The organism is Spirillospora sp. NPDC049024 (genome assembly GCF_040649235.1).
Lineage (GTDB): Bacteria > Actinomycetota > Actinomycetes > Streptosporangiales > Streptosporangiaceae > Spirillospora.
This window is the reverse complement of the sequence record NZ_JBEZFD010000032.1, coordinates 1-26,546: the sequence shown is the minus strand read 5'-3', so window position 1 is coordinate 26,546 and position 26,546 is coordinate 1. Positions and strand designations below refer to the sequence as shown.

Here is a 26,546-nt window from a genome sequence, read left to right as displayed (position 1 = left end):
GCGCCACCCCATATTGCACCGAGCACAATGTTTTTATTGCTTTGAGATTACTCCGACTCCTAGCCTTGGAGCACCTTGACCGACTGGAGCGCAATGATCTCGTACGCGGCCGTCGCGGCCATCGCCCTCTTCGCCCTCGGCCTCGTCCTCACCCCGGGGCCCAACATGATCTACCTGGTGTCGCGGTCGGTGACCCAGGGCCGCCGGGCCGGGCTGATCTCGCTCGGCGGCGTCGCCGCGGGCTTCCTCGTCTACGTCGCGGCCGCGACCGCGGGGCTCACCACCGTGTTCGCGCTCGTCCCGCCGCTGTACGCCGCGATCAAGATCGGCGGGGCCTGCTACCTGCTCTGGCTGGCGTGGCAGGCGCTGCGGCCGGGCGGCACGACCGCGTTCGCCCCCGCCGACCTGCCCGCCGACCCGCCGCGCCGGCTGTTCGCCATGGGGCTGGTCACCAACCTGCTCAACCCCAAGATCGCCGTCCTGTACGTGTCGCTGCTGCCGCAGTTCGCCGACCCCGCGCGCGGGAACGTCGCCGCCCAGATCCTGCTGCTCGGCGCCGTCCAGGTCACGATCGCCGTCACCGTCAACGCCCTCATCGTGCTCTGCGCCGGCTCCATCGCCGCCTTCCTCGCGCGCAGGCCCGGCTGGCGGCGCGCCCAGCGGTACGTGATGGGCTCGGTGCTGGCGGGCCTCGCCGTCCACATCGGCCTGCGCCCCGCCGCCACCTGACCCGGGGACGCCGCGCCCCGCCAAGGCCGACGCGCCCGGCGCCGATTTGCAGGTCCTTGCCATGATGGGCCGGTGATCGCACGACAGGACACGCCCGGCGGCCGCGACGCGGACGAGCGGCCGCGGAACCGGGGCGGGCCGCCCGGATGGCGGCGCCCCGACGCCTCCATGTCGCTGCTGGCCGACCTGTTCGCCGGAAAGCACCTCGATCCGGGGTACGCGGAGGCCGCGGCGCGCCGCGCCGCATCCGGCGCGGCCGCCCCGCCGCGAGGGCGGCTCCGGGGCGCGGGCGTCCTGCTCGTCCTCGCCCTCACCGGTGCGCTGGCCGCCGTCGCCGGCCTCGAGGTGCACCGCAGCGAGCCGGTGGCCGCCGAGCGGCGCTCCGAGCTCATCGACCAGATCCACGCCCGCACCGCCGAGACCGACGCCCTCCAGCGCCGGCTCGACCGGCTCCGGGCCGACACCGAGCGCCGCCGGGCCGCCGCGCTGGCCCGCAGCGCCGCCGGCCGCCGCGTCCGGCAGCAGGTGGCCGCCGCGGGCGCCGCGGCGGCCGCCGCGCCCGCCGCCGGCGAGGGCCTGGTCGTCACCCTGGACGACGCGCCGCGCGACGCCCCCGCCGGGCACGCGCCGCCGGGCCGCGCCGCCGAGGGCGGCCGGGTCTATGATCAGGACCTCCAGGTCCTGGTGAACGGGCTGTGGGCGGCCGGCGCGCGGGCCATCGGCGTCAACGGCCGGCGGCTCGCCCCGACCACCGCGATCCGTGCCGCCGGCGAGGCGATCATGGTCGACTACCGGCCGCTCGCCGGCCCCTACGAGGTGACGGCGCTCGGCGACCCCGGGCGGCTGCGGGAGGCCTTCGCCGGCTCGCCCGCCGACCGGCGGCTCGCCGCGCTGCGGGACCGGTTCGGGATCAGGTACGACACGCGCCGCTCGGACGGGGTGCGGCTGCCCGCCGCGGGCGCGTTCCGGCTGCGGTACGCCGTCCCCCGCGACGAGGGCGGCCGGTGAGCGGGGGAGGGGTGGTCCGAGGATGATCGCGCTGATCGGGCTCGTGGTCGGCGTGACGCTGGGCTTCCTGGTCCAGCCGGACGTCCCGCTCTGGCTCCAGCCCTACCTGCCGATCGCGATCGTGGCCGCGCTCGACGCCATGTTCGGCGGCGTCCGGGCCCGGCTGGAGGGGATCTTCGACGAGAAGGTCTTCACGGTCTCCTTCGTCAGCAACACCGTCATCGCCGCGCTGATCGTCTTCCTCGGGGACAAGCTCGGCGTCGGCTCGCAGCTGTCCACCGGCGTCGTGGTCGTCCTCGGCATCCGGATCTTCTCCAACGCGGCGGCCATCCGGCGGAAGCTGTTCGGCGCATGACCGGGGGAGAGGCCACGCGGCGCGACGGAACCGCACCCGAGGACGAGCGAGTCCCCGAGGACGAGCCTGCTCCTGAGGCGGAGCAGGTGGCCGAGAACGAGCAGGTGGCCGAGAACGAACAGCCGCCCGAGGACGAGCAGGCCCCGCCCGAGCCCGGAGGGCTGCGCGCCCTCGCCGCCCTGCTGCGCCCGCGCGTCAGCCCGGGCCAGCTCATCGGCGGGCTGCTGTGCCTCCTGCTGGGGTTCGCGGTCGCCGCCCAGGTGGGCTCGACCGAGCGCGACACCACGTTCGCCACCGCGAGGCAGGACGAGCTCGTCGGCATCCTCGGGGACCTGGGCCAGCGCTCCGAGCGGCTGCGGGGCGACCTGCGCGACCTGGAGGAGACGAAGGCCCGGCTGGAGCGGGACGCCGAGGGCGGGACGGCCCTGGAGGAGGCGCGCGAGCGGGCGACCACCTACGGCCTGCTCGCCGGCACGCTGCCCGCCGAGGGCCCCGGGATCGAGCTCCGGATCGACGACCCCGGCCGCGGCGTGAAGGCCCTCAACCTCCTGGACGCCATGGAGGAGCTCCGCGACGCCGGCGCCGAGGTCATCCAGGTCGGCGACGTGCGCGTCGGCGTCGACACCCACTTCCTGGACGACCGCGACGGCATCCTGGTGGACGGCCGGCTCCTCACCGCCCCGTACCGGTTCCTGGCCATCGGCGACCCCCACACGATGACCACGGCGCTCACCATCCCCGGCGGCCTCGTCCGCACGCTGGAGGGGGCCGGGGCGCGCGTCCTGATCAGCCGGCGCGCGAAAGTGACCGTCGGCGCGGTACGGTCTCCCTAGAGGGGACGGGGGAGACGGTGGACCGCGCGCCCGCAGGCGCTTCTGATCGCGGCCGCCCGCGCGGCGGCATGGACCTGCGATCATCGGCGAATGTAGTTTGGTGCAGCCGGCTCACCGTTCCAGTTGACCCCTCGGGTGATACCCGCGTAAGTTGCGGCGACCGTCGTGTGAGCGGGCGGTGAGTTGGACCGTTGCCGGGGGCGGACCCCCGGCGTGGGTTGGGTGAAGGATGCGCGTGGCGCAGGCGGCCCCCGCTACGGCGGGAGTCGCGGGCGGCACGCCGATGGTAGGAGGCCGAGCCGATCGATGCCGAGCGTCTACTGCACGCAGTGCGGTCACGCCAACCCGGATGATGCCCGCTTCTGCTCGAACTGCGGCACTCCGCTGAGGAGTTCGGCGCCGCCGCCTCCCCGGGAGTCGCCGGGCGAGTCCACGTCCACGATCTCCATCGGAGGGTTCGAGGCGCTGGACACCGATGCCGGCGCCGAGGAGCCGGTCGGGCCCGACCAGATGGCGATGGAGGCGCTCCCCCCGGGCACCGCGCTGCTCGTCGTGAAGCGCGGCCCCAACGCCGGCAGCCGCTTCCTGCTCGACAAGGACCGCACCTCCGCCGGGCGGCACCCCGAGAGCGACATCTTCCTGGACGACGTCACCGTGTCCCGCCGCCACGCCGAGTTCGCCCGCCAGGGCGGCGTGTTCTCCGTCCGCGACGTCGGCAGCCTCAACGGCACCTACGTCAACCGGCAGCGGATCGACCAGGCCGGGCTGTCGGGCGGCGACGAGGTCCAGATCGGCAAGTTCCGGCTGGTGTTCCTCACCAACCCGGCCCACGGCTGACGGAACGCGGCGAGGCCAGGCGACGATGGGAGGGCCCTTGAACGCGGAGCCGGCCCGGTCCCCGATGACGATCGGGGACGTCCTCGGGCTGCTCAGGCCCGAGTTCCCCGACATCACCATCTCCAAGATCCGGTTCCTGGAGTCCGAGGGGCTCGTCGAGCCGGAGCGCAGCCCCTCCGGCTACCGCAAGTTCAGCGACGCCGACGTCGAGCGCCTGCGGTACGTCCTCACCGCGCAGCGCGACCACTACATGCCGCTGCGCGTCATCAGGCAGCACCTGGAGGCGCGCGACCGCGGCGAGAGCGTCCCGCCGCTCGGCGCCCGCCGCACCGGTCCGGCCGAGCCGGACCGGCGCCGCCCCCGCACGCTCGTGGCCGCCGACACCACCGCCCCTGACCCGGCCGTCCGGCTCACCCGCCGCCAGCTCCTCGACGGCGCCGGGATCGACGAGGCACTCCTCGCCCGCCTGGAGGAGTACGGCCTCGTCCGCCGGACCGGCGCGCACTACGAGGGCGAGGCGCTGAACATCGCGCGCGTGGCCGCCGCGCTCGGCGAGTTCGGCTTCGAGGTCCGGCACCTGCGCGCCGTCAAGGCCGCCGCCGACCGGCAGGTCGGCCTGATCGAGCAGATGGTCGCGCCGCAGCTGCGGCGCCGCAGCCGCGGCGCGCACGAGCAGGCCGCCGAGACCGCGCGGGAGATCGCCGCCCTGTCGGTCCGGCTGCACGCCGCGCTGGTCGGCGCGGGGCTGCGCGAGAGCCTCGACCACTGAGCACGCGGCCCGTGGACGATTTTCCCGCCCCCCGTCCGCCGCGAGCTGTCCGAGCCTGGGTGTACGTTGGCTACATGGTTCGGTCAGGAATCGATCCGCTGCACGTGGTGATCGAGACAGCGAGAACCAGCAGGGAGCCGCAGTGAAGCAGATGGAGGTCGTCGGCGTCCGGGTCGAGATGCCCTCCAATCAGCCGATCGTCCTGTTGAAGGAGACGGAGGGCGATCGCTACCTGCCCATCTGGATCGGGGCGGTCGAAGCGACCGCGATCGCCTTCGCCCAGCAGGGGGTGCTGCCCGCCCGTCCCCTCACCCACGACCTGTTCCGCGACGTCCTGGACGCCCTCAGCGTCCAGCTCCGCACGGTCAACATCACCGCGCTCCGCGAAGGGATCTTCTTCGCCGACCTGATCTTCTCCAACGGCGTCGAGGTGAGCGCGCGCCCCTCCGACTCCATCGCCCTCGCCCTGCGCACCGGCGCGACGATCTTCGCCAGCGAGGACGTCCTGGAGGAGGCCGGCGTCGCCATCCCCGACGAGCAGGAGGACGAGGTCGAGAAGTTCCGCGAGTTCCTCGACACGATCTCCCCGGAGGACTTCGGCCGCGCCGGATAGCCCCCCTCCGTACAGCCCGCCTCCGCCCCGCCTCGTCCTCCGCCGTCCCGCCCGCGACGCGCCGGTCGAGCGCGTCCCGCGCCGGGCCTGTGGCGAATGTCACTCTGGAGGGGGCGAGTTCATGCCATGGGGCGATTGGTCGCCCATTGGGCTGGACCTGGCGGTTTTTGCGGGGGAACCATCGGGGTATGGACTGCGTGGGTGGCGAAGGTGTGCAGTTTGCCCATGTGAAGCCGGTTCGTCCGGGCATGCGACGCGCCGACGATGAACGTTGACCACACCCTGACCGGCACCTACCGTGCTGGTGGAACACCCGTGGTGTTATTCGTCAAACCCCCTTGACGAACCGCCGCGGGCTGATAGAAGCCGGAGGTCCGCGTGGCGGTGAGCAGCGGCGAGGGCAAGGCGACCCCCGACAGGCGCGTGGCGTCCCGCCGTGCCGGAGAGCAGGGCCTGCTCTTCGACACCCAGGTGTCGGCGCCGCCGGAGGACGTCGGCTACCGCGGCCCGACGGCGTGCGCCGCGGCGGGGATCACCTACCGGCAACTCGACTACTGGGCCCGCACCAAGCTGGTGGAGCCCAGCGTGCGGTCGGCGCAGGGATCCGGCAGCCAGCGGCTGTACAGCTTCCGCGACATCCTCGTCCTGAAGGTCGTCAAGCGGCTCCTGGACACCGGCGTCTCGCTGCAGCAGATCCGCACGGCCGTCACCCATCTGCGCGACCGCGGCGTCCAGGACCTCGCTCAGATCACCCTGATGAGCGACGGCGTGAGCGTGTACGAGTGCACCTCGCCCGACGAGGTCGTCGACCTCCTCCAGGGCGGGCAGGGCGTGTTCGGCATCGCGCTCGGACGGGTGTGGCAGGAGGTGGAGGGCAGCCTGGCGGAACTACCCGGTGAGCGCGCCTCCACCGGTGAGCCCGACCCGGCGGGGCACCCCCACGACGAGCTCGCCGACCGGCGGCGCGCCCGCCGCACCGGCTGACGCCTCAGAGCGCCTCCTTGCGCTGCAGGAAGGCGAACGCCCCCCAGCCCGGCAGAACCGGCAGCCACAGCGTCAGCAGCCGGTAGAGCAGCACCGCCGACGTCGCCGTCTCCGCCGTCAGCCCCGAGATCGTCAGCGCCAGGGTGAGGGCGCCCTCGACGGCGCCGAGCCCGCCCGGCGTCGGCGCCGCGGATCCGACCGCGTTCGCGGTCAGGAACACCAGCACCACCGTCGTCCACGGCAGCGACCCGCCGAACGCCCGGATCGAGGCGTCCAGGCACAGGGTGAACGCCAGCGTCAGCAGCAGCGTGCCGCCCATCCCGGTGGCGAGCTTCCGCGGGGACTGCAGGACGTCCACCAGGCGCGGCACCACACCAGAGAACATGGCCCTCAGCCGCGAGGCGACCACCCGCCGCACCCGCGGCACGGTCAGCGCCAGCCCGGCGAGCAGCCCCAGCCCCAGCACCGCGAACATGATCGTCCGGGAGGGGGCGAGGTCCTGCGTCGCCTTCGCCGTCGAGCCGGTCAGGAACCCGAACAGCACCAGCAGCAGGATGTGGATGACCATGCCGACGAGCTGGGACGCGCCCACGCTCGCGACGGCGAGGGCCGGCCGGACGCCCGTGCGCTGCAGGTAGCGGGTGTTGACCGCGACGCCGCCCACGGCCGCGGGCGCGACCAGCTTCACGAACGACGCGGCCAGCTGCACCAGGACCGTCCGCCACAGCGGCAGGCGTTCCGGGACGAACCCCATCAGCATGAACGCGGCGGCCACGTAGGTGAGCGCCGCCGCCCCGAGGGCCGCCGCCACCCAGTGCCAGCTCGCCGTGGCCGCCAGGCGGCCGATGTCCAGGCTCGTCACCTGCGGGATGACGATGTAGGCCGCGATCGACAGCGCCACGATGCTGACGATGGTCCGGGGCCGGAAGCGCTCCAGGTTGGCGGGGGCCGCCTCGGTCTCCGGCTTCAGCCGGACGATCTGCTCGCGGATGCGGGTGAGCAGGTCCTTGTGGTGCCGGAGGGCCGTGCGGGTCGCCCGGGACAGCGCCACCCGCTGCAGCAGCGGCACCGCCCCGCCGAGGGCCTCCTCGCCCAGCACGGACGCCGCCGTCCGGACCGCCCGCTCCGGCCCCGCCCGCAGCGCCAGGGTCGTGAGCAGCTGGGCGAGGTCGAGGCGCAGCGCCAGGTCGCCCGCCGCCGTCTCCCCGGACCGCAGGTCGGTGAGGTAGGCGCGGCCGTCGTCGCCGACCAGGACCGCGCCGCCCTCCAGCCGCCGGTGCGCGATCCGCCCCGCCTGCAGCGCCCGGAACTGCCGCCACACGTCCGTCAGCAGCACGTCGGTGACCTCGTCGTCGGGGACGTCCCCGAGCCGCCGCCCCGGCACGTGCTCGTACGCCAGCAGCGCCGCCTCGGTGCCGACCTCGCAGGTGCCGGCGAGCCGCGGCGTCCGGGCGCCCGCCGCGTCCAGCGCGTACGCCGTCAGCGACTCCAGCTCCAGGGAGCGGCGGAGCGAGCGCAGCGTCCGCCCGGTCGTGTCGCCGCGCAGCCGCAGCAGCCGCCAGACGCGGTAGAGCAGCCCGGCGGTCTGCTGGTCGCGGTCGAGGACGCGGACCTCCACGTCCCACTCGCCGTGCGGCCCGCGCCGCGCCGGGAGCCGGGCGCCGGTCCCGCCCCGCGGGCGGTCGGCGAGGACGACGCCGTACCGGCGCGTCTGGTCGGTGCCCTCCCCGGCGCCGTCCAGCCGCGCCGCCCGCTCCGGCCGCAGGCCGAGCCGTTCGAGCGCGGCCACCACGGTCCTGCCGGGCGGGCGCGGGTTCGGCGTCCCGACCGCGTACAGGGTGCCGTGGCCGATGGCGCGGCCCAGCAGGTAGGTGGCCGCCAGCGCCGCCACGGAGGCGTACGACGCGGTCAGCCCGGTCAGCGCCGCCAGCCCGATCATGGTCCAGGTCGCGGCCTGCCAGCGGGCGCGGCCCGCCATCCCCACCGCGCTGACGAACGCGATGACCGGGGCGATGTCGGTGTGCACCGGCGCGGTCTCGGTGCCGCCCCAGATCAGCGAGTCGAGCACGCCGCCCGGCGCGGCCCGCACCACCAGGTCGTCCAGGCCCACCGTGACGCCGAACGCGATCATCGCGGCGAGCAGCGCGATCGCGACGCGCGTCCCGTCCTTGTGGAACAGCCGCTCGATCCCGAACGCGATCGGCACGGCGAGCACCCCGAAGCTGGACACCAGCGTCGCCAGCGTCAGCAGCGGCCGGGGCGCGTGCGCGGTGCCCTGCGCGATGTCGGTCTGGAGGCCGTGCGTCGTCTGCTGCGCGATCGACACCAGCAGCATGACCGCCGCCAGCCCCACGACGGACGCCGCGAACCGGAAGGCGTCGGAGGGGCGGCGGATCCGGTCGGGCTGGGCGGGCTCCTCGACGGGGACGCCGGCGGACGCGCCCGGCGCCGGGCGCACCGCGCCGTCGTGGGTCTGTGTCACGCCGTACCGCCGCTCCGGCCATCCGTCATCGTGGCCAGCGTCCCAGACCCGGCGGCGCGCCGTCGAGTCGGTGGAGCGCCGCCGGGACGCGCGTCCATCCCGCAGCCTCACCTCCCCGCCCCCGTGCGGCCCGAGCCCCTCCCGTCCCAGGTGGGTGAGCACATGGTACTCGCCGGTAGACCTCCGGCGCCGGAAGGGCGCGGCCCTTGCGGCGGGCCGGAACCACCCGGTGGACGCGCCTTTGGGTAGGGTTCGTCCTAGGACATGCCGTCGACCCTGTGCGGGAGAGTCCCCACGCCGCCAGCGTGGGGCGCCGAAGGGGCAACCTCCCCGGAACCTCTCAGGCAAAAGGACCGCGCGGACGAGGCACCTCTGGAAAGCAGGCGTCGATCCCCGCGCGCGGGGAAGGGCGGCTCACCGAAGGGGAAACCCCGCCGCGCGGGTGAAGCTCTCAGGTGCCGATGACAGAGGGGGAGACCGGCCCGCCGGCCCGCGCCGGCGGCGCACCTGAGCGACCGCAGCAGCCAGGAGGCCTTCCATGACCGCCCAGTTCTTCGCCCCCGTGGCCGCGCCGCAGCACCCGCGGTCGGCGTTCGCCGACCGGCACGTGGGCCCGTCCCCGAGCGACCAGGCGCGGATGCTGGCCGCCATCGGCTACTCCGGCGCCGAGGCGCTGATCGACGACGCGGTCCCCGCCGCCATCCGCACCTCCCGGCCGCTGGACCTGCCGCCCGCGCTGAGCGAGACCGCCGCGCTGGACCGGCTCCGCGAACTGGCGTCCCGCAACACCGTCCTGACGTCCATGATCGGGCTCGGCTACCACGGCACCACCACGCCCGGCGTGATCATGCGGAACGTGCTGGAGAACCCCGGCTGGTACACCGCCTACACGCCCTACCAGCCGGAGATCTCCCAGGGCCGCCTCGAGGCCCTGCTGAACTTCCAGACGGTGGTGGGCGACCTGACCGGGCTGCCCGTCGCGAACGCCTCCATGCTGGACGAGGGCACCGCCGCCGCCGAGGCCATGGCCCTCGCGCACCGCGTGTCCAGGCGCAAGGAGCCCGGGACGTTCCTCGTCGACGCCGACACCCTCCCGCAGACCATCGAGGTCGTCCGGACCCGCGCGGTCCCGCTCGGCATCGAGGTGGTCGTCGCCGACCTGTCCGGCGGGCTCCCGGACGGCGACTTCTTCGGCGTGCTGCTGCAGTACCCGGGCGCCTCCGGCGCCGTCCGCGACCTGGAGCCCGTCATCGCGCAGGCCCACGAGCGCGGCGCCAAGGCCGTCGTCGCCGCCGACCTGCTCGCGCTGACGCTGCTGCGCCCGCCCGGCGAGGCCGGCGCCGACATCGCGGTGGGCTCCGCGCAGCGGTTCGGCGTCCCCTACGGGTTCGGCGGCCCGCACGCCGGCTACATGGCGGTCGGCGAGGGCATCCAGCGCCAGCTCCCCGGGCGGCTCGTCGGCGTGTCCGTCGACGCGGACGGCGCCACCGCCTACCGGCTGGCGCTCCAGACCCGCGAGCAGCACATCCGCCGCGAGAAGGCCACCAGCAACATCTGCACCGCCCAGGTCCTGCTCGCGGTGATGGCGAGCATGTACGCGGTCTACCACGGGCCCGAGGGCCTGGCCGCGATCGCGCAGCGCACGCACCGCCGGGCCGCCGAGATCGCCGCGGGCCTGCGCGCCGGCGGCGTCGAGGTGGTGCACGACTCGTTCTTCGACACCGTCCTCGCCCGCGTGCCCGGCCGGTCCGCCGAGGTCGTCGCGGCCGCCCGCGAGCGCGGGATCAACCTGCGCCCGGACGGGCCCGACCGGGTCGCGGTCGCCTGCGACGAGACGACGCTGCCCGAGCACGTCGCGGCCGTGCTGGACGCGTTCGGCGCCCCGGCGGCCGGCGAGGCCCCCGAGGCGTTCCCGGACGCGCTGCGCCGCGAGAGCCCCTACCTGACCCACCCGGTCTTCCACGCGCACCGCTCCGAGACCGCGATGCTGCGCTACCTGCGCAGGCTCCAGGACAAGGACATCGCGCTCGACCGGTCCATGATCCCGCTCGGCTCCTGCACGATGAAGCTGAACGCCACCGCCGAGATGGAGCCGATCACCTGGCCGCAGTTCGCGGACATCCACCCGTTCGCGCCGATCGACCAGGCCGCCGGCTACGTCGAGCTGATCGGCGAACTGGAGGAGCGCCTCGCCGAGATCACCGGGTACGCGAAGGTCTCCGTCCAGCCGAACGCCGGCTCCCAGGGCGAACTGGCCGGGCTGCTCGCCATCCGCGGCTACCACGCCTCCCGCGGCGAGGAGCACCGCGACGTCTGCCTGATCCCCTCCTCGGCGCACGGCACCAACGCCGCGAGCGCCGTCATGGCCGGGATGCGGGTCGTCGTCGTCAAGTGCGACGAGGGCGGCAACGTCGACCTCGACGACCTGCGGGCCAAGCTCGCCGAGCACGGCGACCGGCTCGCCGCGATCATGGTGACCTACCCGTCCACGCACGGCGTCTTCGAGGAGACGATCACCGAGGTGTGCGCGGCCGTGCACGAGGCCGGCGGCCAGGTCTACGTCGACGGCGCCAACCTCAACGCGCTCGTCGGCCTGGCCCGCCCCGGCGAGTTCGGCTCGGACGTCTCCCACCTCAACCTGCACAAGACGTTCTGCATCCCGCACGGCGGCGGCGGCCCCGGCGTCGGCCCGATCGGCGTCCGCGAGCACCTGGCCCCGTTCCTGCCCAACCACCCGCTGCGCGAGGAGGCCGGCCCCGGCACCGGCGTCGGCCCGATCTCCGCGGCCCCGTGGGGCTCGGCCGGCATCCTGCCGATCTCCTGGGCCTACATCGCGATGATGGGCCCGGACGGGCTGCGCGCCGCCACCGAGGGCGCGATCATCGGCGCCAACTACCTCGCCGCCCGCCTCGCCCCGCACTACCCGATCCTCTACACCGGCCGGAACGGCCTCGTCGCGCACGAGTGCATCGCCGACCTCCGCAAGATCACCAAGGAGACGGGGATCACCGCCGAGGACGTCGCCAAGCGCCTCATCGACTACGGCTTCCACGCCCCGACCCTGTCGTTCCCCGTCGCCGGCACGCTGATGATCGAGCCCACCGAGTCCGAGGACCTCGCCGAACTCGACCGGTTCTGCGACGCCATGATCGAGATCCGCCGGGAGATCCAGCGCGTGGCCGACGGCGGCTACGACGCCGACGACAACCCCCTCAAGAACGCCCCGCACACCGCCGCCTGCCTCGTCTCCGACGACTGGAAGCACGCCTACACGCGCGAGGAGGCCGCCTACCCCCTCCCGTCCCTGCGGGAGAACAAGTACTGGCCCCCCGTCCGCCGCATCGACCAGGCCTACGGCGACCGCAACCTCGTCTGCTCCTGCCCGCCCCCCGAGGCCTTCGAAGACTGAGTTGAGGTGTGTTCTTGGTGGCTCAGGCGTCTGGTGGTCTGAGCCACGAAGAACACGTGTCGCCGAGTGCAGGGATGATCCCCGATGGAATGCCGCCGGACTCGGCCTGGCCACGGCTCAGCCACCAACGACCCGAGGGATCGCGATCGCGTCCGAAGGCAGGTTCGAGCTCGCGAGAACCTGATCGCGCAGCGAGCCGCAAGGCGAGTCGGAGCGATGCCAGCGATCGCCGCAGTGCCCGACGATGGAGGGCCGTCAAGGCCCGAAGGAGGAGGGCACTGCAATAGATAGGTGATCATGGCGGGATTTCGGGGTGTCGGGGCGGGACGGGGGTGGGGGCGTCTCGCTACGCTCTTGCTGATCCCGACCCCCAGAGGGCAGAAGAGCGATGAGCGAGTCTCTGGACGCCGTTTCCGACGATGCGGCGCGACTGTGCGAGGAGGCCCGCGGCCTCGCCGAGAACGGTGAGGCGGAGCGGGCCGCGCTGCTGTTCGAGAGGGTGCTCGCGCTGGGCGACACCTCCTTCCGGGCGCAGGCGGCGCTGGGGCTGGCGGTCGTCCTGGACGACGCCGGGCATGTGGAGCGCGCCAGGGAGGCCGACCGGGCGGCGATCGCCACGGCCGACCCCGAGTACGGGCCGCGCGCCGCCTACCACCTGGCCCTCACGCACGAGCGGGCCGGCGAGCACGAGCTGGCGGCGCCCGCCTGGCGGGTCGTGGTCGACTTCGGCAACCCGGCCTACCTGCCGCCCGCCCACCTCGCCCTCGCCCGCATCGCCGACGACGCCGGCGACTTCGACACCGCCCGCGGCCACTGGGAGGCGGTGATCGCGACCGGGGACGCCGAGTACGGGCCGCCCGCCGCGCACGACCTCGCGCAGCGGCTGCTGGAGCGCGACGAGCCCGCGCGGGCGCAGCGGGTCCTGACCGCCGGGCTCAGGCTGATCGACCGGGGCACCGCCCCCTACGCCCACTCCCGGCTCGCCGTCGCGCTCGGCATCTCCTACCTCGACCAGGCGATCGGCGCGTTCGGCGCGGCGCTGGGGGAGGAGCCGCCCGACCCGGAGGTCGGGCCGCTGGCCACCGAGCTGCTGGCGCGGACGCTGCCGCTGCGGGGGCGGGGCGCCGAGGCCGGCGAGGTGTGGCGGCGGGGGCTCACCGACCCCGGCACCGCGGGCCAGGTGCGGGCGCGGCTGCGCCGCGACTTCGGCGACGCCGAGGACGACGGCGACCCCGGCGACCTGTGGTGGGAGCCGGTCGTCGAGCAGGCCGTGTCGGACGGGACGCTCCCGGCCCTCGCCGGGGAGGCGTTCGGGGCCCTCGACCACATGTACGCGCTGCTCGCCGCCCGGTACGCCGAGCGGCGGGCGGGCGAGTCGAACGAGACCCTCGGCAGGGCGGTGCGGGTGCCGAGCGGCTACCCGTGGGGCCCGCTGCTGCACGAGAGCTTCGCGGAGCGGTTCCGGCTGGCGATGGGCACGCCCGTCCCGGACTGGACCGAGGGCTAGCTACTCGGCGATGGCGCGCTCGGCGATCACCTTGGTGATGCGGGCGCGGACGAGGTACTCGGTGGGCACCGCGTTGCGCCGGCCGAACTCCTCGGCCCGGTCGGCGCCCATGTAGCGGCCGCCGATGGCGGTCGCCCAGCGGAGCACCTCGTCCAGGTCCTCGACCAGCGTCGCCTCGGCCTGGAGCAGGACGTACGAGTAGGGCGGGACCTGGTCGTCGACGCAGATGGACACGCGCGGGTCGCGGGCGAGGACGCGTCCCTTGACGCTGCGGCGGCCGGTGTTGAACAGCACGTCGTCCCCGTCGAGGACGAACCAGACCGGGGTGACGTGCGGCGTCCCGTCCTTGCGGGTGACACCGGCCTTGCCGGTGCGGGTGCCCTCCATGACGAACGCGCGCCACTCGCTCTCGGTCATCCTCTGCATGGGGCCAGTCTGCCGCACGGGCCGGTCGGCCCGGCCGCTACCTTGAGTCACATGAAGGTCGCGACGGCGCACGGGCCCGCCGAGGTGGTGCTCGACGAGGTGGACGACCCGGCGTTCCTGCTGGTGCTGACGCACGGGTCGAACGGGGGAGTGGAGGCGGCCGACCTGCTGGCGGTGCGGGCGGAGGCGCTCGCGCTCGGCGGCGCCGTCGCGCGGGTGACGCAGCCGTTCCGGCTCGCCGGCCGGCGGGCGCCCGGCCCGGCGGCCAAGCAGGACGAGGCATGGCTGGAGGTCGTCGCGGTCCTGCGGGAGAGTTTCGGGGACGTCCCGCTGGTGCAGGGCGGCCGCAGCAACGGCGCGCGGGTGGCGTGCCGGACGGCGGCGGCGGCCGGGGCGGCGGGCGTGGTGGCGCTGGCGTTCCCGCTGCACCCGCCGGGCAGGCCCGAGAAGACCCGGGTGGACGAGCTGCGGTCGGCGGGTGTGGAGGTCCTCGTCGTCAACGGAGACCGCGACCCGTTCGGCGTGCCCGATCCGGCGGACGCGGCCGAGGTCGCGGTGCTGGCGGGGGAGCGGCACGACCTGAACAAGGACCCCGCGGCGGTCGGCCGGGCAGTGGAGCCGTGGCTGAGAAGGTGGGCGGCCCGTCCGGTGCGGACGGGCCGGGAGTAGGGTCGCTCCGGGCCCGGTGCGGGCCCAGAGGCCGGTGGTGGGCGGGCGTGCCCCCGAGGATGATCACCCGTTTGAACTAGTCCCCCGTGGAGACCCGCTCAAGCGGCGGACGTGGCCTGCGCGTCCGTCGGCCGGTGCGGCGCGATGACTCCCCCGTCGGGCAGCAGCTCACCGGTGTCCTCGAACAGCACGACCCCGTTGCACAGCAGGCTCCACCCCTGTTCGGGGTGCGAGGCCAGCGTGCGGGCGGCGTCGCGGTCGGGTGCGTCGTGGGAGGGACAAGGCGGCTGGTGCGGGCACATGGCGTGCCTCCGGTCTCAACTACTGGTCGGTCGTGGTGCTTTCCTGTTCTGACGCACCCAAGTGTGGAGTGGTTCGCCCCCACCGGCCATAGCCCGTTGGGACGGTTGTCCGTTGGTACCGGAGTACCGGACGGGTGTGATCCCTCCCACTCCGGGGTGCCACGCAGTAGCGTCCCCCCGGCGCGGTAACGGACGGAGAACGACACGCCGCCGGAGCCTGAAACCCCTACGATGTTCGGCGGGGGAACGGGCTCTGCGGGTTGGGGGAGTGAGGCCGGTGCGGGTCGCGCTGTCCGTCGCGTGCTTCGACGACGTGCTGTTCCCCGGCACCGCGAAGGCCGTGACCGCGCTGCTGGAGCGTCTCGGCCACGAGGTGGCGTTCCCGCCGGGGCAGGGCTGCTGCGGCCAGATCCACTGGACGGCCGGCTACCACCGCGAGGCCGCCGCGCTCGCCCGCTCCCACGCCGCCGCGTTCGAGGGCTGCGAGGTCGTGGTGGCGCCGTCCGCGTCGTGCGCCGCGACCGTCCGCGACGACTACCCGAAGATCGCCCGGGCGGCCCGCGACCCCGGCCTGGCCCGCGTGGCCGAGGGCCTCGCCGTCTACGAGCTCACGGAGTTCCTCGTCGACGTCCTTGGGGTCACCGACGTCGGCGCTTACTTCCCGCACCGGGTCGCCTACCACCCGTCCTGCCGGTCCCTGCGCACCCTCGGCGTCGGCGACCGGCCGGTGCGGCTGCTGCGCGCGGTGCGCGGCCTGGACCTGGTCGACCTGCCGTCCGCCGGCGAGTGCTGCGGGTTCGGCGGCGCGTTCGCGATGAAGAACGCGGACGTCTCGGTCGCGATGGTGGCCGACAAGGTCAGGCACATCCGCAGCACCGGCGCCGACGTGGTCTGCGCCGTCGACGACGCGTGCCTGGCCCACATCGGCGGCGCGCTTTCCCGGCTGCGCGGCGGCGTCCGGACGATGCACCTGGCCGAGATCCTCGCCGAGACGGGGCCGGCATGACGGCCTCCCCTCCGGGGGCGGCGCCCTCCTCCCAGGGGAGGAGCGAGCCCGCCCGGCCGCCGAGGCCGAAGTTCGCCGCCGCCGCGCGGCCGGAACTGGCCGACACCCGGCTGCGCCGCAACCTGCGCGGCGCGGCGGCCGCGCTGCGGGAGCGGGAGGCCGCCGCGGCGGCCGAGGCCGCCGACTGGGAGGACCTCCGCGAGGCCGGCCGCGCGATCGGGGACGGCGCCCTCCTCGACCTCGACGCCCATCTGGAGGAGCTGGAGCGGGCCGTCACCGAGGCGGGCGGCACCGTGCACTGGGCGGCGGATGCCGCGGAGGCCCGCCGCGTCATCACCGGGCTGGTCCGCGCGGCGGGCGCGAAGGAGGTCGTCAAGGCCGCGTCCGCGACGACGCGGGAGATCGGGCTGAACGACGCGCTGTCCCAGGCGGGCGTCACCGTCCGCGAGACCGCCGTCGCCGAGATGGTCCTGCAGCTCGGCGAGGACGCGCCGTCCCACCTGCTGTCCCCGGCGGCGCACCGCGACCGCGCGGAGATCGCGGAGCTGTTCCGCCGCGCGGTGCCCGCCGCCGGGCCCGGCCTCGCCGACGACCCCGCCGCGCTGGCCGCCGCCGCCCGCGCCCACCTGCGCGACCGGTTCCTGCGCGCCCGCGTCGCGGTCACCGGCGCGAACTTCCTGGTCGCCGAGACCGGCACCGTCGTCCTGGTGGAGTCGGAGGGCAACGCGCGGATGTGCCTGACGCTCCCCGAGACGCTGATCAGCGTCGCCGGTATCGACAAGGTCGTCCCGACATGGGATGACATGGAGGTGTTCCTCCAGCTGCTCCCGCGCTCGTCGACCGGCGACCGGATGACCCCGTACGTCTCGTCGTGGACGGGCGTGACCGCGGGCGACGGGCCGCGCGAGTTCCATCTCGTCCTGCTCGACAACGGCCGCACCCGCGCCCTCGCCGACGAGGTCGGCCGCGCCGCCCTGCGCTGCATCCGCTGCTCGGCCTGCCAGAACGTCTGCCCCGTCTACGAGCGGACGGGCGGGCGCCCCTACGGGCCGGTCCACCCCGGCCCGATCGGCGCGGTCCTCACCCCGCTGATGCGGGGCGTGGAGAGCGCCGCCGACGCCTCGCTGCCCTACGCGTCCACGCTGTGCGGCGCCTGCGCCGACGTCTGCCCCGTGAAGATCGACATCCCGGACGTGCTGGTGCACCTGCGCGGCAGGGTGGTCGAGTCGCGGCGGCGGCGCCCCGTCCCGACCCCCGAGATGGCGCTGATGCGCGGCCTCGCCTGGACGATGGGCGACCCGCGCCGGCACGAGGCGGCGGTGCGGCGCGGCGTCCGGTGGGCCCGGCTGCTGTCGCGCGGCGGGCGGATCCGCCGCCTGCCCGGCCTGCTCGGCAAGTGGACGGAGGCCCGCGACCTGCCCGCGCCGCCGGCCGAGAGCTTCCGCGGCTGGTGGGACAGGACGCGGGCATGAGCTCGCGCGAGGAGGTGCTGCGGCGGGTCCGCGAGGCGCTCGGCGGGGCCCGCGGCACGGGCCGGCCGGCGCCGCGCGGCTACGCCCGGCGGCTGCCCGCGGCGGACGCCGAGACCAGAGCCGACGTCCTCGCGCTGTTCACCGAGCGGGTCGCCGACAACCGCGCGGCGGTCCGGCACGTCGGCGCCGACGAGGCGGGCACGGCGGTGGCGGCCGCGCTGTGGGGGCGGGAGGCCAAGCAGATCGTCGTCCCGGCCGACCTGCCGTTCGGGTGGCTCGCGGAACTGGACGGCGTGCGGGCGCTGCCCGACACCCCGGCGGTCGACCTGGCCACCCTCGCCGCGGTCGACGGCGTCGTCACCGGCTGCGCGGTGGCGGTCGCGCAGACGGGCACGGTCGTCCTGGACGGCGGCCGGGCGCAGGGCAGGCGGGCGCTCACCCTCGTCCCCGGCTACCACCTGTGCGTGGTGCACGCCGACCAGATCGTCGGGACGGTCCCGGAGGCGGTCGCGCGGCTCGACCCCGCGCACCCCCTGACGTGGATCAGCGGGCCGTCGGCCACCGACGCCATCGGGACGGCACGGGTCGAGGGCGCGCACGGCCCCCGGCACCTGGAGATCATCCTCGTCGAGGACTGACCGCGCCTAGCGCACGCCGCCGAGGACGACGTCGAGGCCGGCGCGGAACCGGGCGCCCCAGTCGACGTCGCCGTCGCCGGCGGCGGTCCGCGCGGCGGCGCCGTCCTCGGCGGTGCCGCGCACCTCCAGCGCCGCGTGCCCGATCACGTAGCCGAGCAGGGTGTGCGCGGCGACGGCCGCGGCGTCCTCGGCGACGCCGCCGCGGCGCAGCACCTCCCGCAGGGACGCGAGGGTGGCGGTGAGCGCGGCCGGGTTGCGCCGCGTGACGACCAGCGGGAGGACGCCCGCGTGCGCCAGCAGGCGCTCCCGGTAGTCGCCCGCCCACGCCCGCAGGACGTCCTGCCAGCGCCCGGAGGCCGACGTGTCGGCCGGCGCCGCCGCGACGTGCGCGACGAGGCCGTCAAGGAGCTGCTCCTTGCCGCGGGGGAGGTGGTGGTAGATCGCCATCGCCTCCACCTCCAGGGCGTCGCCGAGCCGGCGCATCGTGAGGCGGCCGAGCCCCTGGCCGTCCACGATCCGCAGCGCGGCCTCGGTGATCCGCTCGGTGGTCAGCGGGGCGCGGTTCTGGGCGTTGATGCTGGGTTGCCGGACCATGAAGCGACCTTACTACGTAAAGGGCCGCGGCCGGGTGTCCGCCGCCGCAACTCGCGGGGACGCCGCGTACGCTTACCCTCGATCGAACACTGCACGACCGTCGAGGGAGTACCACCATGCCGCTGGGCCGCCGGGTGAGCAAGGACGTCGCGGAGCCGTACGAGGCCGACCAGCGGCTGGCCGGCGAGTACGAGGACCGGCTAGCGGCGGCCGGCGAGGCGGAGCGGGCGCTGCGGGAGGCGCAGGCGTCCGGCGCCGCCGAGCCGGAACTGCGCGAGCTGACGATCGCCTTCGACGAGGCGATGACGGCCGTGCTCGCCGCCGCCGAGGCCTCCGAGCGGGTCGCGATGGGCCCGAAGGCGTACTCCACGGAGGCGCAGGACGCCAAGACGCGCCGCGCCGCCGAGATCGCCTACCGCAAGGCCAAGGCGCGCCCGGCGGTGCGCCCGTGGACGGAGGAGGTCGACCGGCTGCGCACGGCCCGCGAGGCGCACCGGCTGAGCTTCAGGACGCGGCCCGCCGCCCGCCTGTGAGCCGCGGCGGACGTGTGGCGACACAGCGTCACCGGGTGGCACGGGCCACCGAACTCTGAGAGTCTGCCCTCTCTGGGGAACGCCAGGGGGCGCCTCGCGCCGCACGCCGCGCCGGCGTGACGGCCGCGGGCACCTCCCGGCGGGAGGGCACTCGGTGCTCTGGACGTTGGGGGATGTCACGTGGAGCGCACGCCGCCGGACCGGTGCCGCGTACTCGAGTCCTACCAGGACGGGGTGGAGGCGATCCGCGCGCTCGCCGACGCCGTCGGGGACTGGGACGTGCCGACGCCCTGCGCCGACTGGCAGCTGGTCGACCTGGCCGGGCACCTGCGGTGCGTCGCGGAGAACTGCCTGGAGTACCTCCAGGACGCGCCCGACAGCCGGCTGGCGAAGCTGTTCGCGCAGGACGCGGCCACTGCGGTGCTGATCAGGCAGCAGGCGCGGCAGAACGCCGCCGAGCTGGCGGTGCTGCCGCCCGAGCCCGGCCCGGAGCGCATCCTGGCGTTCGGGGTGTCGGCGGGGGCGTACGCCGACCTGATGCCCGACATGTGGGACCGGACCCATCTGATCTACCGGGGCACCAAGTACACGGTGGGCGACCACGCGGGCGCGGCGTGCGTGGAGTGGCACCTGCACGCCTGGGACATGGCCCGCGCGATCGGGGCCGACTACCGCCCGCGCGATCCGGACCTGCTGGTGTCGGCCTGGCACTGGGGCGTCCCGCACCTGCCGCTGGAGCCGGGGGACCCGTGGGAGGCGGTGCTGCGCTCCTCGGGCCGGTCGCCGCGGTGGCCGGACCCCGACGAGGGGCCCGGCCGGTCGCGGCGGCGGCGCTCGGGCCGGCAGCCCGCCGTCAGACGCCCGCCGGCCTCCCCGGGCGGGCCCGCAGGTAGACCAGCCAGGTGAGCGCGCAGCACACCGCGTAGAAGGCGATGAACGCGACGTAGGCGCCGTCGCCCGTCCCGTAGGTCAGGAACGACTGCCGGAACGCGATGTTGACGAGCACCCCGCCGAACGCCCCCACGGCGCCCGCGATGCCGATCAGCGCCCCGGACAGGCGGCGGGCCTCGTGCTCGGCCGCGGCGGGGTCACCGCCGGCGGCGACGCCGGCCTGCGCCTTCGCCCTGAAGATCGCCGGGATCATCTTGTAGGTGGATCCGTTGCCGACGCCGCTGAAGGCGAACAGCAGCACGAACCCGGTGAGGAACAGCCCGAGGGACCCGAGCAGCGAGGCGGCCAGCACCAGGCCCGCCGAGACGGCCATCGCCACGAACGTCCAGAAGGTGACCTTCGCTCCGCCGAGCCGGTCGGCGAGCCACCCGCCGGCGGGCCGGATCAGCGAGCCGAGCGCGGGGCCGAGGAACGTCAGGTAGGCCGCCTTGATCGGGGTGTCGAACTCGGCCTTGAACTGCACCTGCAGGACCTGCCCGAACGCGAAGCCGAACCCGATGAACGACCCGAAGGTGCCGATGTAGAGCACCGACATGATCCAGGTGTGGCCGTCCCTGCAGACGTCCCGCATGGCGCGCCTGTCGTTGCGGGCGTGCGCCAGATTGTCCATGGCGAGCGCGGCGCCGAGGGCGGCGAGGACGATGAACGGGATGTAGACGCCCGCGACGAGCCCGGGGTGGTCCTTCCCGGCGGTGGCGAGGACGGCCAGCCCGACGAGCTGGACGACGGCGACGCCGAGGTTGCCGCCGCCCGCGTTGATGCCGAGCGCCCACCCCTTGAGCCGCTGCGGGTAGAACGCGTTGATGTTGGCCATCGAGGACGCGAAGTTGCCGCCGCCGACGCCCGCCACGGCCGCGAGGACCAGCAGCGTGGTGAACGAGACGCCGGGCTCGACGAGGACGGCGGCGAGCACCGCCGGGACGAGCAGCAGCGCGGCGCTGAACACCGTCCAGTTGCGTCCGCCGAACCGGGCGACGGCGAAGGTGTAGGGGACGCGCAGCACCGCCCCGATCAGCGCCGGGACGGCGGTGAGCGTGAACTTCCCGGCCGGGTCGATGCCGTAGGCGGGGCCGAGGAACAGCACCAGCACCGACCACAGCGTCCACACCGAGAACCCGATGTGCTCGGAGAAGATCGAGAACATCAGGTTGCGGCGGGCGGTCCGGGCGCCGCCGGCGGCCCAGAACGCGGGGTCCTCGGGGCGCCAGTCGTCGATCCAGCGGCCCTTCGTCGGGTGGGCGCGGCCGGAGCGCGCGGCTTCGGTGGTGACGATCATCAGGCGGTCTCCTTGGGTCGCTCGGACGGCCCGACCGTAGGAAGCGGGGGTTTCGCGCGTGTGTGACCGGTCATACGGCAGTGATAACTCCGCTGCACAGCGTGTCCCGCCCGCTGTGAGGCGCGGGGTAGGTCCGGGCGCGCCGGGGTAGGCAGACAGGGCGACGCGGCGGGGGAGACGGAGACGCGACATGGGAACCTGCGAGGTCTGCGGGAACGAGTACGCGATGGCGTTCGAGGTGCACGCGCAGGGCGAGGTGCACACGTTCGACTCGTTCGAGTGCGCGGTCACGAAGATGGCGCCGATCTGCGAGCACTGCGAGTGCCGCATCATGGGGCACGGCGTGGACGTGGGCGGGCACTTCTACTGCGGCGCCCACTGCGCGCGCGCCGCCGAGGGAGAACGCGCCCGCACCATTCAGGACGCGGTGTCGGTGTAGACCGGCCTGGACGCGGCGCCGGCGTGGACGTCCGGCGCCGGTGGTCCTGTCCGGCCGTCGTGCCGCCCGGTCTCAGGCGCGGGCGGCACCGAACGGCTGCTCGCGGCCGTCCTCCAGGTAGACGGCGCTGCCCGCGGCCATGGCCCGCAGGCTGGGCTCCATCCGGCGCGCCACGTGCGGCGGCGCGAGCTCGGGGACCTTCTCCGGCGCCACGAGGATGTGGTCGGACAGCTCCTCGGGCGGCAGCCGGATCGCCGCGATCTCCGCTCCGGTGATCGTGCCGCCGAAGACGAAGACGTTGACCGCGTCGACGCCGTCGTCGCGCGGCGAGCCCCAGTCGACGCAGGCCATGCCGTGCAGGCGGGGGACGAGGCCGAGCTCCTCCTCGCACTCGCGCACGCACGCCGACAGCGGGGACTCGTCGGCCTCGATCACGCCGCCGGGCAGGAACCAGCCCTCGCTGTAGGTGGGCTTGACCAGCAGCACCCGTCCCAGGTCGTCCAGCAGCAGGGCCGCCGCGGCGCCGCGGGCCCGCGGCAGGGAGGCGTAGTAAGCAAGGTCGGGCATGCTCCGAGGTTAAACGTGATCAACGCGGACCGATTCAGGTCGTAACGGACAGGCGGCCGCATCCGTCCGCGAGATCGCCGGACCACCGCAGATCCGTTCGATAACGGGTCAAAATGCAACGAATAGGCCATGACAGGGATCGACAACGCTTGACACGCGTTCGTCAAGAGGCGTCGCGGCCCGGCCGGTCCGCTTCCTGACCTCGGGGGACGCGCGGCGTGAAAGCCATTTAACGCCGGGGTCACACCCGGGACTCGGCGGCGAAACCGGGCGCGCGGAGCCTCGGCGCATGATCGGGACCTCTACGCACTGCCCGTACTGCGCCCTGCAGTGCGGCATGACCCTGCACGACGGCGGCCGGGGGGGCCTGCGGGTGGAGCCGCGCCAGGACGTGCCGGCCAACGGCGGCGGGCTGTGCCAGAAGGGCTGGACGGCGGCGGAGCTGCTCACCGTCCCGGACCGGCTGACCTCGCCGATGATGCGCCGCGGCCGGGGCGAGCCGCTCGAGCCGTGCGGCTGGGACGAGGCCCTCGACCGGGTCACCGCCGGGGTGGAACGGCTGCGGCGGCTGCACGGGCCGGACGCCGTCGCGGTGTTCGGCGGCGGCGGGCTGACCAACGAGAAGGCTTACCAACTGGGCAAGTTCGCCCGGATCGCACTCGGCACGTCCCAGATCGACTACAACGGGCGGTTCTGCATGTCGTCGGCCGCCGCGGCGTCCGGGCGGGCGTTCGGGCTGGACCGCGGCCTGCCCGGCCCGGTCACCGACCTCGCGGCCTCCGGCGCGGTCCTGCTGGCGGGCGGCAACGTGGCCGAGACGATGCCGCCGTTCATGCGGCACCTGGCGCGGATGCGCGACGGCGGCGGCGCCCTCGTCGTCGTCGACCCGCGCCGCACCGCCACCGCCCGCCAGGCCGACCTGCACCTGCAGCCGACGCCGGGGACCGACATCGCCCTCGCCAACGGCCTGCTGCACCTGGCGCTCGCCGAGGGCCTGGCCGACGAGGAGTACATCGCCGCCCGCACCACCGGGTTCGAGGCGGTCCGCACCGTCGCCAACGCCTACTGGCCCGACCGGGCCGAGCGCATCACCGGCGTGCCCGTGCCGCTGATGCGCGAGGCCGTCCGGCTGCTGGCCCGCGCCTCCCGCGCCCACGTCCTCACGGCGCGCGGATCCGAGCAGCACGCACGCGGCACCGACACGGTGAGCGCGTACATCAACCTGGCCCTGGCGCTCGGACTGCCGGGCCGCGAGGGCTCGGGATACGGGTGCCTGACCGGCCAGGGCAACGGGCAGGGCGGTCGCGAGCACGGCCAGAAGGCCGACCAGCTGCCCGGCTACCGCAGGATCGACGACCCGGCCGCCCGCGCGCACGTCGCCAAGGTCTGGGGCGTCGACCCCGAGGACCTGCCGGGTCCGGGGAGGTCGGCCTACGAACTGCTGTCGGCGCTCGGCACCGCCGAGGGTCCGAAGGCGCTGCTGCTGTTCGGGTCCAACCCGGTCGTGTCGGCTCCCCGCGCCGCCGACGTGGAGGAGCGGCTCCGCGCGCTCGACCTGCTGGTGGTGGCCGACTTCGTCCCGTCGGAGACCGCGCGGCTCGCCGACGTCGTCCTGCCGACCGCGCAGTGGGCCGAGGAGTCGGGGACGATGACGAACCTGGAGGGCCGGGTGCTGCGGCGCCGCCGCGCTGTCCCCCCGCCGGACGGCGTCCGCACCGACCTGGAGATCCTCGCCGCGCTCGCCGGGCGGCTCGGCGCGCCGGGGGAGTGGAGCACCGACCCGGAGGCGGTGTTCGGGGAGCTGCGCCGCGCGGGCGCGGGCGGCGCGGCCGACTACTCCGGCATCACCTACGAGCGGATCGAGGCCGAGGGCGGGGTGTTCTGGCCGTGCCCCTCGCCGGACCACCCCGGCACGCCGAGGCCCTACCTGGACCGCTTCCCCACCCCGGACGGGCGGGCCCGGTTCGTCGCCGTCGAGCACCGCGGCGCGGCCGAGGACGTCGACGGCGAGTACCCCGTCTACCTGACCACCGGGCGCGTCCTCGCCCAGTACCAGTCGGGGGCGCAGACCAGGCGCGTCCGGCCGCTGGCCGAGGCGGCGCCGGGCCCGTTCGTCGAGCTGCACCCCGACCTGGCCGAGCGCCTCGGCATCGAGGACGGCGCCGGCGTGCGGGTGGAGAGCCGCCGCGGCGCGGCGACCGTGACCGCGCGGGTGACCGGCGCCATCCGCCCCGACACCGTCTTCATCCCGTTCCACTGGGCGGGGGAGGGGCGCGCGAACCTGCTCACCAACCCCGCGCTCGACCCGGTCTCGCGGATGCCGGAGTTCAAGGTCTGCGCCGTGCGCCTCCGGCCCCTGCCCGCCGAGGAGGGCGCCGCGCTCGGCGCCTCGCGGTGAGCCCCTTTTAACACGGCGGTGACAAAGGAGACCCAACCGCGAAACCGCCTCTTCCGAGTATCGGACCATCGGACAGTTCCCCGCCAGGAGGTTGCCGCGCGATGACCACGACACCCGAAGCGACCATCACCAGGGAGCGGGCGGGCCGGCCCGCGGCCCGCTGGTTCGACATCTGCTCCTACGCCGGCCTGACCCCCGAGCGGGGCGCCTGCGCGATGGTGGACGGCACGCAGGTGGCGATCTTCCGGGCCTTCGACGGGGCCCTGTACGCGCTGTCGAACCTCGACCCCTTCAGCGGCGCCTACGTGCTGTCGCGGGGGATCCTCGGCACCCGGGACGGGACGCCGACCGTCGCGTCCCCCATGTACAAGCAGGTGTTCGACCTGCGGACCGGGGCGTGCCTCGACGACCCCCGGGTGGCGCTGCCGACCTTTCCGGTCCGCCGCTCCGGGGACCGGGTGGAGGTGGCGCTCACCGATGAGCACCGGCAGTGAGCCGCTGGCCGGGTTCGCCGTCGGCGTGACCGCGGCCCGCCGCCACGAGGAGCTCGCGACGCTGCTGGAGCGGCGCGGGGCCAGGGTCGTGCCGGCCCCCGCGATCCGGCTGGTGCCGCTCGCGGACGACGACGAACTGCTGGACGCCACCCTGGCGTGCCTCGACGGGCCCCTCGACCACGTCGTCGTCACGACCGGGATCGGGTTCCGGGCGTGGCTGGAGGCCGCCGACGGGCACGGCATGCGGGACGCCCTCATCGCCCGGCTGGCCGGGACCGACATCGTGGCGCGGGGCCCGAAGGCGCGCGGCGCGATCCGGTCGGCGGGTCTGCAGGAGCGCTGGTCGCCGGAGTCGGAGGAGTGCTCCGAGGTGATCCGGCACCTGCTGGAGAAGGATCTGGACGGCGCGCGCGTGGCCGTGCAGCTGTACGGCGAGCGCCAGCCGGAGCTGGTCGACGCGCTGCGCGCCGCCGGCGCCGAGGTGATCGAGATCCCGGTGTACCGGTGGTCGCGGGCCGAGGACTCCACGCCGCTGCGCCGCCTCGTCGGGCAGGCGGTCGCGGGCACGATCGACGCGATCACCTTCACCAGCGCCCCCGCGGTCGCCGCGACGCTGGCCGTCGCCGCCGAGGACGACCTGGAGGAGGCCCTGCTGGAGGCCATGCGCACCCATGTCGTGGCGGCGTGCGTCGGCCCGGTCACCGCGCAGGCGCTGACCGACCGCGGCGTCCCGACCGTCCAGCCGGAGCGCGCCCGGATCGGCGCGCTCGTGCGGGCCCTGGTCTCCGACCTGCCGCGGCGCCGGTCGCGCCGGCTGTCGGTGCGCGGGTTCTCGCTGGAGCTGCGCGGGCACGCCGTCGTCCTGGACGGCCAGCTGCGGCCCATCGCGCCCGCGCCCATGGCGATCCTGCGGGCCCTCGCGCGGCGCCCCGGGCACGTGGTGTCGCGGGCGGAGCTGTGCGGGGTGCTGCCGAGCAGGCTGGCCGCCGGGTCCGGATCGCGGGACGGCTGGGCGCGGGAGGCGCGGCCCCGGGAGGCCCGCCCGCAGGCCGACGAGCACGCGGTGGAGATGGCGGTGGCGCGGCTGCGGCGCGGCCTCGGCCGGCCCGGCATCGTCGAGACCGTCGTCAAGCGCGGCTACCGGCTGGCCTGCGACCCGCGGATCGTCGACCGGCTTCCGGCGGGCGCCGGTGGCTGAGCCCGGCGCCGGGGCGCCCGCGCTGCTGGCCGTGGCGCACGGCACCCGCGACCCGGC

Annotated in this window: 26 protein-coding genes and 1 riboswitch; of the genes, 20 read left to right on the top strand and 6 right to left on the bottom strand. The window is 75.0% G+C overall.

Annotation, left to right across the window (positions count from 1 at the left end; all coding sequences use genetic code 11):
• Positions 1 to 75: 75 nt before the first annotated feature.
• From AB0C21_RS39105 to AB0C21_RS39070, 8 genes are all read left to right on the top strand, one after another.
• A complete protein-coding gene (locus tag AB0C21_RS39105; protein ID WP_500211190.1) occupies positions 76 to 729 on the top strand; it encodes a LysE family translocator in 654 nt (217 codons plus the stop codon).
• 72 nt (positions 730 to 801) lie between these two features.
• Positions 802 to 1,737: a DUF881 domain-containing protein gene (locus AB0C21_RS39100; RefSeq protein ID WP_500211188.1), complete on the top strand. Its 936-nt coding sequence runs from the start codon at positions 802 to 804 to the stop codon at positions 1,735 to 1,737.
• A 22-nt stretch (positions 1,738 to 1,759) separates the two neighbouring features.
• Positions 1,760 to 2,092 (top strand): small basic family protein, encoded by a 333-nt coding sequence (locus tag AB0C21_RS39095; RefSeq protein ID WP_149258545.1) that lies wholly within the window; start codon positions 1,760 to 1,762, stop codon positions 2,090 to 2,092.
• Positions 2,089 to 2,925, top strand: coding sequence for a DUF881 domain-containing protein (locus AB0C21_RS39090; protein ID WP_500211186.1), 837 nt, complete (start codon positions 2,089 to 2,091; stop codon positions 2,923 to 2,925). The genes AB0C21_RS39095 and AB0C21_RS39090 overlap by 4 nt, the downstream gene beginning before the upstream one ends.
• 306 nt (positions 2,926 to 3,231) lie before the next feature.
• Entirely contained in the window at positions 3,232 to 3,762 is a 531-nt protein-coding gene (locus AB0C21_RS39085) for an FHA domain-containing protein (protein ID WP_500211185.1), read from the top strand.
• Between the two features lie 37 nt (positions 3,763 to 3,799).
• Complete coding sequence (gene ftsR, locus AB0C21_RS39080; RefSeq protein ID WP_500211183.1) at positions 3,800 to 4,531, top strand: transcriptional regulator FtsR; 732 nt, start codon at positions 3,800 to 3,802, stop codon at positions 4,529 to 4,531.
• Between the two features lie 142 nt (positions 4,532 to 4,673).
• Positions 4,674 to 5,144, top strand: coding sequence for a bifunctional nuclease family protein (locus AB0C21_RS39075; protein ID WP_067468341.1), 471 nt, complete (start codon positions 4,674 to 4,676; stop codon positions 5,142 to 5,144).
• Between the two features lie 378 nt (positions 5,145 to 5,522).
• Positions 5,523 to 6,128, top strand: coding sequence for a MerR family transcriptional regulator (locus AB0C21_RS39070; RefSeq protein ID WP_353821687.1), 606 nt, complete (start codon positions 5,523 to 5,525; stop codon positions 6,126 to 6,128).
• A gap of 4 nt (positions 6,129 to 6,132) precedes the next feature.
• Here the strand turns inward: AB0C21_RS39070 and AB0C21_RS39065 are convergent, their stop codons facing one another.
• Positions 6,133 to 8,610: a lysylphosphatidylglycerol synthase transmembrane domain-containing protein gene (locus AB0C21_RS39065; RefSeq protein WP_500211182.1), complete on the bottom strand. Its 2,478-nt coding sequence runs from the start codon at positions 8,608 to 8,610 to the stop codon at positions 6,133 to 6,135.
• 271 nt (positions 8,611 to 8,881) lie between these two features.
• A riboswitch (glycine riboswitch) is annotated at positions 8,882 to 8,976 on the top strand.
• A gap of 172 nt (positions 8,977 to 9,148) precedes the next feature.
• On the opposite strand from AB0C21_RS39065, the gene gcvP reads away from it, so the two are divergent.
• Positions 9,149 to 12,019 (top strand): aminomethyl-transferring glycine dehydrogenase, encoded by a 2,871-nt coding sequence (gene gcvP, locus AB0C21_RS39060; protein WP_500211180.1) that lies wholly within the window; start codon positions 9,149 to 9,151, stop codon positions 12,017 to 12,019.
• 388 nt (positions 12,020 to 12,407) lie between these two features.
• Positions 12,408 to 13,526: a tetratricopeptide repeat protein gene (locus tag AB0C21_RS39055; RefSeq protein ID WP_500211179.1), complete on the top strand. Its 1,119-nt coding sequence runs from the start codon at positions 12,408 to 12,410 to the stop codon at positions 13,524 to 13,526.
• Here AB0C21_RS39055 and AB0C21_RS39050 read toward each other — a convergent pair whose 3' ends face one another.
• Entirely contained in the window at positions 13,527 to 13,952 is a 426-nt protein-coding gene (locus AB0C21_RS39050; RefSeq protein ID WP_500211177.1) for a PPOX class F420-dependent oxidoreductase, read from the bottom strand.
• A 51-nt stretch (positions 13,953 to 14,003) separates the two neighbouring features.
• On the opposite strand from AB0C21_RS39050, the gene AB0C21_RS39045 reads away from it, so the two are divergent.
• Positions 14,004 to 14,621: an alpha/beta hydrolase family protein gene (locus AB0C21_RS39045; RefSeq protein ID WP_500211175.1), complete on the top strand. Its 618-nt coding sequence runs from the start codon at positions 14,004 to 14,006 to the stop codon at positions 14,619 to 14,621.
• A 98-nt stretch (positions 14,622 to 14,719) separates the two neighbouring features.
• Here AB0C21_RS39045 and AB0C21_RS39040 read toward each other — a convergent pair whose 3' ends face one another.
• Positions 14,720 to 14,923 carry a DUF5999 family protein gene (locus tag AB0C21_RS39040; protein WP_141575683.1) on the bottom strand — a complete coding sequence of 68 codons (204 nt, stop codon included), beginning with the start codon at positions 14,921 to 14,923 and terminating at the stop codon, positions 14,720 to 14,722.
• A gap of 277 nt (positions 14,924 to 15,200) precedes the next feature.
• Here AB0C21_RS39040 and AB0C21_RS39035 point away from each other — a divergent pair, with 277 nt between their 5' ends.
• Genes AB0C21_RS39035 through AB0C21_RS39025 form a run of 3 tightly spaced genes read left to right on the top strand, consistent with a single transcriptional unit; the run spans position 15,201 to position 18,039 of the window.
• A complete protein-coding gene (locus tag AB0C21_RS39035) occupies positions 15,201 to 15,929 on the top strand; it encodes a (Fe-S)-binding protein (RefSeq protein WP_500211172.1) in 729 nt (242 codons plus the stop codon).
• Positions 15,926 to 17,401, top strand: a complete 1,476-nt coding sequence (locus AB0C21_RS39030) for a lactate utilization protein B (protein ID WP_500211170.1) — start codon at positions 15,926 to 15,928, stop codon at positions 17,399 to 17,401. Before AB0C21_RS39035 ends, AB0C21_RS39030 begins: the two co-directional genes overlap by 4 nt.
• On the top strand, positions 17,398 to 18,039 hold the full coding sequence (locus tag AB0C21_RS39025; protein ID WP_500211168.1) for a LutC/YkgG family protein: 642 nt from the start codon (positions 17,398 to 17,400) through the stop codon (positions 18,037 to 18,039). Before AB0C21_RS39030 ends, AB0C21_RS39025 begins: the two co-directional genes overlap by 4 nt.
• Positions 18,040 to 18,045: 6 nt before the next feature.
• On the opposite strand, the gene AB0C21_RS39020 is transcribed toward AB0C21_RS39025, so the two are convergent.
• On the bottom strand, positions 18,046 to 18,633 hold the full coding sequence (locus AB0C21_RS39020) for a TetR/AcrR family transcriptional regulator C-terminal domain-containing protein (RefSeq protein WP_500211166.1): 588 nt from the start codon (positions 18,631 to 18,633) through the stop codon (positions 18,046 to 18,048).
• Between the two features lie 116 nt (positions 18,634 to 18,749).
• On the opposite strand from AB0C21_RS39020, the gene AB0C21_RS39015 reads away from it, so the two are divergent.
• Complete coding sequence (locus AB0C21_RS39015) at positions 18,750 to 19,166, top strand: plectin (protein WP_500211164.1); 417 nt, start codon at positions 18,750 to 18,752, stop codon at positions 19,164 to 19,166.
• Positions 19,167 to 19,346: 180 nt separating this feature from the next.
• Positions 19,347 to 20,072: a maleylpyruvate isomerase N-terminal domain-containing protein gene (locus tag AB0C21_RS39010; protein WP_500211162.1), complete on the top strand. Its 726-nt coding sequence runs from the start codon at positions 19,347 to 19,349 to the stop codon at positions 20,070 to 20,072.
• On the opposite strand, the gene AB0C21_RS39005 is transcribed toward AB0C21_RS39010, so the two are convergent.
• Positions 20,020 to 21,393 carry a nitrate/nitrite transporter gene (locus tag AB0C21_RS39005; protein WP_500211161.1) on the bottom strand — a complete coding sequence of 458 codons (1,374 nt, stop codon included), beginning with the start codon at positions 21,391 to 21,393 and terminating at the stop codon, positions 20,020 to 20,022. The two genes, AB0C21_RS39010 and AB0C21_RS39005, sit on opposite strands and share 53 nt — an antisense overlap.
• Positions 21,394 to 21,583: 190 nt before the next feature.
• Between AB0C21_RS39005 and AB0C21_RS39000 the strand changes: the two genes are divergently transcribed.
• Complete coding sequence (locus tag AB0C21_RS39000; protein ID WP_149258529.1) at positions 21,584 to 21,832, top strand: metallothionein; 249 nt, start codon at positions 21,584 to 21,586, stop codon at positions 21,830 to 21,832.
• Positions 21,833 to 21,904: 72 nt separating this feature from the next.
• Here the strand turns inward: AB0C21_RS39000 and AB0C21_RS38995 are convergent, their stop codons facing one another.
• Positions 21,905 to 22,399: an NUDIX domain-containing protein gene (locus tag AB0C21_RS38995; protein WP_500211158.1), complete on the bottom strand. Its 495-nt coding sequence runs from the start codon at positions 22,397 to 22,399 to the stop codon at positions 21,905 to 21,907.
• A gap of 289 nt (positions 22,400 to 22,688) precedes the next feature.
• Between AB0C21_RS38995 and AB0C21_RS38990 the strand changes: the two genes are divergently transcribed.
• The 3 genes from AB0C21_RS38990 (at position 22,689) to AB0C21_RS38980 (ending at position 26,489) form a co-directional block, all read left to right on the top strand.
• On the top strand, positions 22,689 to 24,797 hold the full coding sequence (locus AB0C21_RS38990) for a molybdopterin oxidoreductase family protein (RefSeq protein ID WP_500211157.1): 2,109 nt from the start codon (positions 22,689 to 22,691) through the stop codon (positions 24,795 to 24,797).
• 101 nt (positions 24,798 to 24,898) lie between these two features.
• A complete protein-coding gene (nirD, locus tag AB0C21_RS38985; RefSeq protein ID WP_500211155.1) occupies positions 24,899 to 25,291 on the top strand; it encodes a nitrite reductase small subunit NirD in 393 nt (130 codons plus the stop codon).
• Positions 25,275 to 26,489, top strand: coding sequence for a uroporphyrinogen-III synthase (locus tag AB0C21_RS38980; protein WP_500211153.1), 1,215 nt, complete (start codon positions 25,275 to 25,277; stop codon positions 26,487 to 26,489). Before nirD ends, AB0C21_RS38980 begins: the two co-directional genes overlap by 17 nt.
• Positions 26,490 to 26,546: the final 57 nt, after the last annotated feature.

Coding starts and splice junctions, on each gene's coding strand:
- AB0C21_RS39095 (WP_149258545.1), top strand. CDS start 1,760: ATGATCGCGCTGATCGGGCTCGTGGTCGGCGTGACGCTGGGCTTCCTG.
- AB0C21_RS39090 (WP_500211186.1), top strand. CDS start 2,089: ATGACCGGGGGAGAGGCCACGCGGCGCGACGGAACCGCACCCGAGGAC.
- AB0C21_RS39085 (WP_500211185.1), top strand. CDS start 3,232: ATGCCGAGCGTCTACTGCACGCAGTGCGGTCACGCCAACCCGGATGAT.
- gcvP (WP_500211180.1), top strand. CDS start 9,149: ATGACCGCCCAGTTCTTCGCCCCCGTGGCCGCGCCGCAGCACCCGCGG.
- AB0C21_RS39055 (WP_500211179.1), top strand. CDS start 12,408: ATGAGCGAGTCTCTGGACGCCGTTTCCGACGATGCGGCGCGACTGTGC.
- AB0C21_RS39050 (WP_500211177.1), bottom strand. CDS start 13,952: ATGCAGAGGATGACCGAGAGCGAGTGGCGCGCGTTCGTCATGGAGGGC.
- AB0C21_RS39045 (WP_500211175.1), top strand. CDS start 14,004: ATGAAGGTCGCGACGGCGCACGGGCCCGCCGAGGTGGTGCTCGACGAG.
- AB0C21_RS39040 (WP_141575683.1), bottom strand. CDS start 14,923: ATGTGCCCGCACCAGCCGCCTTGTCCCTCCCACGACGCACCCGACCGC.
- AB0C21_RS39030 (WP_500211170.1), top strand. CDS start 15,926: ATGACGGCCTCCCCTCCGGGGGCGGCGCCCTCCTCCCAGGGGAGGAGC.
- AB0C21_RS39025 (WP_500211168.1), top strand. CDS start 17,398: ATGAGCTCGCGCGAGGAGGTGCTGCGGCGGGTCCGCGAGGCGCTCGGC.
- AB0C21_RS39020 (WP_500211166.1), bottom strand. CDS start 18,633: ATGGTCCGGCAACCCAGCATCAACGCCCAGAACCGCGCCCCGCTGACC.
- AB0C21_RS39015 (WP_500211164.1), top strand. CDS start 18,750: ATGCCGCTGGGCCGCCGGGTGAGCAAGGACGTCGCGGAGCCGTACGAG.
- AB0C21_RS39005 (WP_500211161.1), bottom strand. CDS start 21,393: ATGATCGTCACCACCGAAGCCGCGCGCTCCGGCCGCGCCCACCCGACG.
- AB0C21_RS39000 (WP_149258529.1), top strand. CDS start 21,584: ATGGGAACCTGCGAGGTCTGCGGGAACGAGTACGCGATGGCGTTCGAG.
- AB0C21_RS38995 (WP_500211158.1), bottom strand. CDS start 22,399: ATGCCCGACCTTGCTTACTACGCCTCCCTGCCGCGGGCCCGCGGCGCC.
- AB0C21_RS38990 (WP_500211157.1), top strand. CDS start 22,689: ATGATCGGGACCTCTACGCACTGCCCGTACTGCGCCCTGCAGTGCGGC.
- nirD (WP_500211155.1), top strand. CDS start 24,899: ATGACCACGACACCCGAAGCGACCATCACCAGGGAGCGGGCGGGCCGG.
- AB0C21_RS38980 (WP_500211153.1), top strand. CDS start 25,275: ATGAGCACCGGCAGTGAGCCGCTGGCCGGGTTCGCCGTCGGCGTGACC.